The 6,216-nt window shown below is 63.3% G+C and carries 5 protein-coding genes and 1 pseudogene; 3 read left to right on the top strand and 3 right to left on the bottom strand.

Features of this window, described 5'->3' with window-relative positions; all coding sequences use genetic code 11:
• Window positions 1-79 precede the first annotated feature (79 nt).
• Both leuD and leuC read right to left on the bottom strand, forming a co-directional pair.
• The gene (leuD, locus tag QP413_RS09700) at window positions 80-685 is read right to left on the bottom strand and encodes a 3-isopropylmalate dehydratase small subunit (RefSeq protein ID WP_284781576.1); all 606 of its coding nucleotides are present in this window, start codon (window positions 683-685) and stop codon (window positions 80-82) included.
• A gap of 53 nt (window positions 686-738) precedes the next feature.
• Complete coding sequence (leuC, locus tag QP413_RS09705) at window positions 739-2,190, bottom strand: 3-isopropylmalate dehydratase large subunit (protein WP_149121862.1); 1,452 nt, start codon at window positions 2,188-2,190, stop codon at window positions 739-741.
• Between the two features lie 91 nt (window positions 2,191-2,281).
• Here leuC and QP413_RS09710 point away from each other — a divergent pair, with 91 nt between their 5' ends.
• The 3 genes and pseudogenes from QP413_RS09710 to QP413_RS09720 all read left to right on the top strand — a co-directional run.
• Window positions 2,282-3,082, top strand: a complete 801-nt coding sequence (locus QP413_RS09710; RefSeq protein ID WP_284781577.1) for an IclR family transcriptional regulator — start codon at window positions 2,282-2,284, stop codon at window positions 3,080-3,082.
• Between the two features lie 60 nt (window positions 3,083-3,142).
• The gene (locus QP413_RS09715; protein ID WP_284781578.1) at window positions 3,143-5,143 is read left to right on the top strand and encodes an OPT family oligopeptide transporter; all 2,001 of its coding nucleotides are present in this window, start codon (window positions 3,143-3,145) and stop codon (window positions 5,141-5,143) included.
• 181 nt (window positions 5,144-5,324) lie between these two features.
• Window positions 5,325-5,612: pseudogene (locus tag QP413_RS09720) on the top strand (IS3 family transposase); the annotation flags it as partial.
• A gap of 10 nt (window positions 5,613-5,622) precedes the next feature.
• Here QP413_RS09720 and QP413_RS09725 read toward each other — a convergent pair.
• Window positions 5,623-6,216: transposase (locus QP413_RS09725; RefSeq protein ID WP_284781579.1), on the bottom strand; the 594-nt coding region annotated here is incomplete at its 5' end.

A 6,216-nucleotide genomic window follows, 5' to 3' on the forward strand; every position in this document is an offset into this window, starting at 1 on the left:
CTCCTGCGGAGCGGATGGCGGAGCTGTTAGATTTAGCTGAAAGCTAGGAAATGTTGCAACGACCCCTAGAATCCGCCACTTAGTCCGCGGTGCGGGCTGGCAGCGTCTTCGGTTTGAAGCTCGGGCGCTGCGACTCGAACTCGGCGATCTTCTCTTCCTTGCGCAGGGTCAGGCCGATGTCATCCAGCCCTTCCATCAGGCGCCAGCGGGTGTAGTCATCCACCTCAATGTTGAAGGTATGGCTGCCCAGGGTCGCGGTGCGGTCCTCGAGGTTTACTGTCATCTCGATGCCGGGGTTCTGCTCGATGAGCTTCCACATCAGCTCGATATCGGACTGCTCGACGATAGCGGCCAGCAGCCCGGCCTTGCTGGAGTTGCCCTTGAAAATATCCGCAAAGCGGGAGGAGAGGACAACGCGGAAACCGTAGTCCATCAGCGCCCAGACGGCGTGCTCACGGGAGGAGCCGGTGCCGAAGTCCGGTCCCGCAACCAGCACGGAGGCGTTCTTAAACGCATCCTGGTTGAGGACAAAGTCCGGGCTTTGACGCCAGCCTGCGAACAGGCCGTCCTCGAAGCCGGTGCGGGTCACGCGCTTCAGGTACACGGCGGGGATGATCTGGTCAGTGTCGACGTTGGAGCGCATCAGGGGCGCTGCGACACCGGTGTGGGTGTGGAACTTTTCCATGGTGTGGCTTCCTTCGTGGGTTCCGTGGGTGAACTTGTGGGTGACGTGTTCGCTTAGAGGTCGGCGGGGCTTGCGAAGGTGCCCTGCACGGCGGTTGCCGCTGCGACCTGCGGGGAGACCAGGTGGGTGCGACCACCCTTGCCCTGGCGGCCCTCGAAGTTGCGGTTGGAGGTCGAGGCGGAGCGCTGGCCGGGGGTCAGCTGGTCCGGGTTCATGCCCAGGCACATGGAGCAGCCTGCGGTGCGCCACTCAGCGCCCGCGGCGAGGAAGACCTTGTCCAGACCCTCTTCCTCTGCCTGCTGCTTGACTCGCGTGGACGACGGGACGACGAGCATCTGGACGCTGTCCGCAACCTTCCGGCCGTCCAGCACCTCGGCGGCGGCGCGCAGGTCCTCGATGCGGGCGTTGGTGCAGGATCCCAGGAAGACCACGTCCACCGGGATGTCGCGCAGCGGGGTGCCTGGGGTCAGGTCCATGTACTCCAGGGCGCTCTCGGCGGCGGCGCGGTCGGTGTCGTTGGTGAAATCCTCCGGTGCGGGCACGGTCGCGCCCAGCGGCAGGCCCTGGCCCGGGTTGGTTCCCCAGGTGATGAACGGGGTGAGGCTGGAGCCGTCGATGTGGACGACCGTGTCGAACTCCGCACCCTCATCGGTGCGCAGGGACTTCCAATACTCGACGGCGTCCTCCCAGTCCTTTCCTTGCGGGGCGTGCGGGCGGCCCTCGAGGTAGTCGAAGGTGGTCTGGTCTGGGGCAACCATGCCGGCCCGGGCGCCGGCCTCGATGGACATGTTGCAGATGGTCATGCGGGCTTCCATCGACAGCTTCTCGATAGCCTCGCCACGGTACTCAATGATGTGCCCCTGGCCGCCTCCGGTGCCGATCTTCGCGATGATGGCGAGGATCAGGTCCTTGGCGGACACACCCGGCTGCAGCTCGCCACTGACCTCGATGGCCATGGTCTTGAAGGGCTTCAGTGGCAGGGTCTGGGTGGCCAGCACGTGCTCGACCTCGGAGGTGCCGATGCCCATGGCGATGGAGCCGAAGGCACCGTGAGTGGAGGTATGCGAGTCGCCGCAGACCACCGTCATTCCCGGCTGGGTCAGGCCGAGCTGTGGGCCGACGGTATGGACGATGCCCTGATCGATGTCGCCCATCGAGTGCAGGCGGATGCCAAACTCTTCGGCGTTCTTACGCAGGGTCGAGACCTGCAGGCGAGAAGTCTGGTCCTCGATGTCCAGCAGGTTGCCGCCAACGACGCCGGTCGTGGGGACGTTGTGATCCTCGGTTGCGATGGTCAGGTCGGGACGCCGGACGGGACGACCGGCCTGGCGCAGTCCGTCGAAGGCCTGCGGCGAGGTGACCTCGTGGACGAGGTGGAGGTCGATGTACAGCAGGTCCGGGTCGCCGTCCGATCCACTGGCGACGAGGTGGTCGCGCCAGACCTTCTCGGCGAGCGTCAGCGGCTTTTCTGTTGCGCCGCGGGTGGTATTAGTTGTGGTGTTCACTACGCTCTCCTCATTTCCAGAATCTTGCGAACCTCGGGAGTCATCCGAAAAGTTCGCCAGTTCCACTTGATGGAATGTATAGTATCAAATCATGGGATATACATCGGAGCGAAACACCAACTCGGCACCACAGCCACCCCAGTTGGGGGTCGACCCCGGACACGCGCAGTCCGCCGCCGAGAAACCAGACATCCCGGCGATCAGCGGCATCCAGGTCCTCGACCGCGCGGTCTACATCCTCTCCATCATCGCAGCCCGTCCGCACAACCTCTCGGAAGTCTGCGACGAAACCGGCCTGCCACGGGCAACCGCCCACCGGATCTCCGTGGCACTGGAGAAACACCGGCTGATTGAGCGCCAGGCCGACGGTCAGTGGACAGCCGGGCCCGCACTCGCCGAGCTCGCCCCGCGCACCAGCCCGCGCCTGGAGGAAGCGGCCGAGCACCTCCTACCGAAGCTCGTGGAGCAGACCAAGGAATCCGTCCAGGTCTACCAGCTCTCCGGCTTCGAGCGACTCTGTGTGGCCAACGCGGAACCTGCCACGGGCCTTCGCGACACCGTTCCTCGCAACACCCGGATGACGCTCAACGCCGGCTCCGCTGCCCGCATCCTGGTCGCCTGGGCTCCCGTCTCGCTGCAGCAGGCGGTGCTCCCCACCGCCGCGTACAGCGCCGCGGAGCTAGAGCGCGTGCGTCAAACCCAGATCTCAGAATCCGTTGCAGAACGCGACGCCAGCCTGGCTTCCGCCTCCGTCCCGATCTTCGACTCGACCGGCACGATGGTAGCTGCACTATCCGTTTCCGGGCCCGTCGCCCGCATGGGTGACTCCCCCGCTGAGAAGTTCGGGGACGCGCTTCGGCAGACGGCAAAGGAAATCGAGATTCATCTCTAGGGCTTGTGGGGTCTACCATCATCGTCAGAACATGAAAGTTTTGACCAGAAAGTTCACCCCATGTCCAGCTCAACAGGCACCGGTAATGCGGCTGTAGGCACAGACCCTGCAGCGCCCCGCCGCTCCCCCGTCCGAGAGTTCACCCTCCGCGCGGTTCTCCTCGGCGGCATCATCACGCTCGTCTTCACAGCGGCCAACGTCTACCTCGGACTGCGCGTCGGCCTGACGTTCGCCACCTCGATCCCCGCGGCCGTGATCTCCATGGCTATTCTGCGCAATTTCCAGGATCACACCATCCAGGAAAACAACATCGTGCAGACCATCGCCTCGGCGGCAGGCACACTCTCTGCGATCATCTTCGTCCTCCCCGGCCTGATCATGGTCGGCTGGTGGCAGGGCTTCCCCTACTGGACCACCGCCTCCATGGTTGCCATCGGCGGCATCCTCGGCGTGACCTTCTCCATCCCGCTGCGCAGGGCGCTCGTCACGGGCTCAGACCTCCCCTTCCCCGAGGGGGTAGCTGCCGCCGAGGTGCTCAAGGTCGGCGACACCCAGAACCAGGACTCCGCTGAGGAAAACAAGACGGGGCTGCGTCTGATCATCCTTGGCTCCATCGCATCTGCGGTGATGTCCATCATCTCCGCCATGAAGCTCGCAGCCTCCTCGGTATCCTCCTACTTCCGCCTCGGCCCTGGCGCCACGATGATGGGCGGCTCGCTCTCCCTCGCCCTGATCGGCGTCGGTCACCTCGTCGGTATGTCCGTCGGTGCCGCCATGATTGTTGGCTTGGTCATCTCCTACGGGGTTCTCATGCCGCTGCGCACGTCGGGTCTCATTTCGGCCGAGGGAGATATCTCCGAGATTGTCACGACCACCTTCTCTTCCGAAGTTCGCTTCATCGGCGCAGGAACCATGGCCATCGCCGCGGTATGGACCCTCCTGAAGATCATCGGCCCCATCATCCGTGGCATCAAGGAGGCTCTCGCCTCCTCTCGTGCCCGCCACGATGGCCAGGCTGTGGACCTCACTGAGAAGGACATCCCGTTCCCCATCGTCGCCGGGGTCACGCTGGCATCGATGCTGCCGGTAGGCCTGCTCCTGTGGCTCTTCGTGAAGGACACCACCATCACGCACCACATGACCGGCCTGATCGCCCTGTCGATTATCTACACCCTCCTGGTGGGGCTCATCGTCGCGTCGATCTGTGGCTACATGGCAGGACTCATCGGATCCTCGAACTCCCCCATCTCCGGCGTCGGCATCATCGTCGTGTTGTCGGCTGCCTTGCTGATCAAGGTCGTCGTGGGTGGGGAGGCCGACTCCACTGCCCTCGTCGCCTACACCCTGTTCACTGCTTCGGTAGTCTTCGGCATCGCGACGATTTCCAATGACAACCTCCAGGACCTCAAGACCGGCCAGCTGGTCGACGCCACCCCATGGAAGCAACAGGTGGCCCTCATCTTCGGTGTCATCTTCGGTTCCGCGATCATCCCGCCAATCATGGAGCTCATGCGCAAGGGCTTCGGCTTCGCTGGCGCACCGGGCGCCGGCCCCGACGCCCTCGCAGCGCCTCAGGCTGCACTGCTGAGCTCCGTCGCCGAGGGCATCTTCGGCGACTCCCTGGATTGGGGGCTCATCGGCCTGGGCGCAGCCATCGGTGTTGTGGTGATCGTCATCAACGAGGTGCTGAGCAAGTCCTCCCGCTACTCCCTGCCACCACTCGCGGTTGGCATGGGAATGTACCTTCCGGCATCTCTCACGCTGATCATCCCTATCGGCGCAGCCCTGGGGTACGTCTACAACAAGTGGGCTGACAAGCAGGCTAATCCGCAGCGCAGCAAGCGCATGGGCGTCCTCATGGCCACCGGCCTGATCGTGGGCGAGTCCCTCTTCGGAGTCATCAACGCCGGCATCATCGCGGCAACCTCCAACGGCGACGCCCTGGCCGTGGTCGGCGAGAGCTTCGCCGGCCCTGCGCAGTGGATCGGCATCATCGCCTTCGTCGGGCTCTCTGCCCTGGTCTACTCCCGCCTCAAGAAGGTTGACCAGACACCGGCTTAAAGCCCTCCCCTTGTCCCGTTCCGCCCCGCTGCACAGCAGCGGGGCGGAATCTTTAGCGCCAGTGTGATCAACGGCTAACTGGGAGCTGAGCCCCGGACACGCGAAAACCTCCCGCCACATGAACTGCTCCCCATTAGTTGGACTGAGAAATCAGTTACCAACTAGTGAGGAGCAGTTTCCATTGAGAGCACGAAGTTCGCTGAGCGAATATCAGCGCGAGCAGTTGGTGGAGTGTTTCGAGCGGGGCATGGGGTACCGAGCAGCTGCGAACATGGTCGGGGTCTCGACAAGCGCAACACGCGACCTCTATCGTCGGTTTCAGCTGCATGGCAGGCTATGTCTTGTGGAGAAACCGACAAAGCAGCAGTATTCGTTCGACATCAAGAAGGAAGTTGTCCAGCGCCACCTTGCCGGTGAGACAAAGATGGATCTTGCCCGTGAGTTGAGGGTGTCCGATTCTTTGTGTGCGGGGGTTTGGTTTACAAGTAGTCCGCGAATCGGTCGGGGTAAGCCACGGCTAGTTGGTTGATGGCTTGTTTCCACCCGGTGGCTTTCGCTCCTTCAATATAGCCGTTGCACTCAACGTCGCGCTTCGCTTTCTTGGCTCGCTGCGCAGCGCGCTTGTCTTCGATGTTGCAGATCATCAACCAAAGCGTCTTCAGCGCCGCGGTATCGTTCGGGAATTGCCCGCGGTTACGGGTAGCTTTCCGCAGTTCAGCATTCAGCGACTCGATCGAATTCGTGGTGTAGAGCACCCGGCGTGCCGCCGGCGGAAACTGTAAAAACGGCACGAACCGCTCCCAAGCGTCGCGCCAAACTTTGACCGACTGCGGGTATTTCCGGCCCAGTTCACTGGCCTCGAACGCATCCAAGGCGGCACGGGCGGTGTCCTCGTTTGTGGCCGTGTAGACCTCACGCAGCGCCCGGGAGACACCTTTGCGGTCCTGATACGACACCCACCGGTTCGCAGCCCGAATCAGGTGCACGATACAGGTCTGCACCATGGAATTCGGCCAGGTGGCTTCCACGGCTTCCGGCAAGCCTTTGAGCCCGTCGCAGCAGACAATGAACAC

Origin of the sequence: Corynebacterium sp. UMB4614, from assembly GCF_030217065.1 — a bacterium.
Taxonomy (GTDB): Bacteria; Actinomycetota; Actinomycetes; order Mycobacteriales; family Mycobacteriaceae; genus Corynebacterium.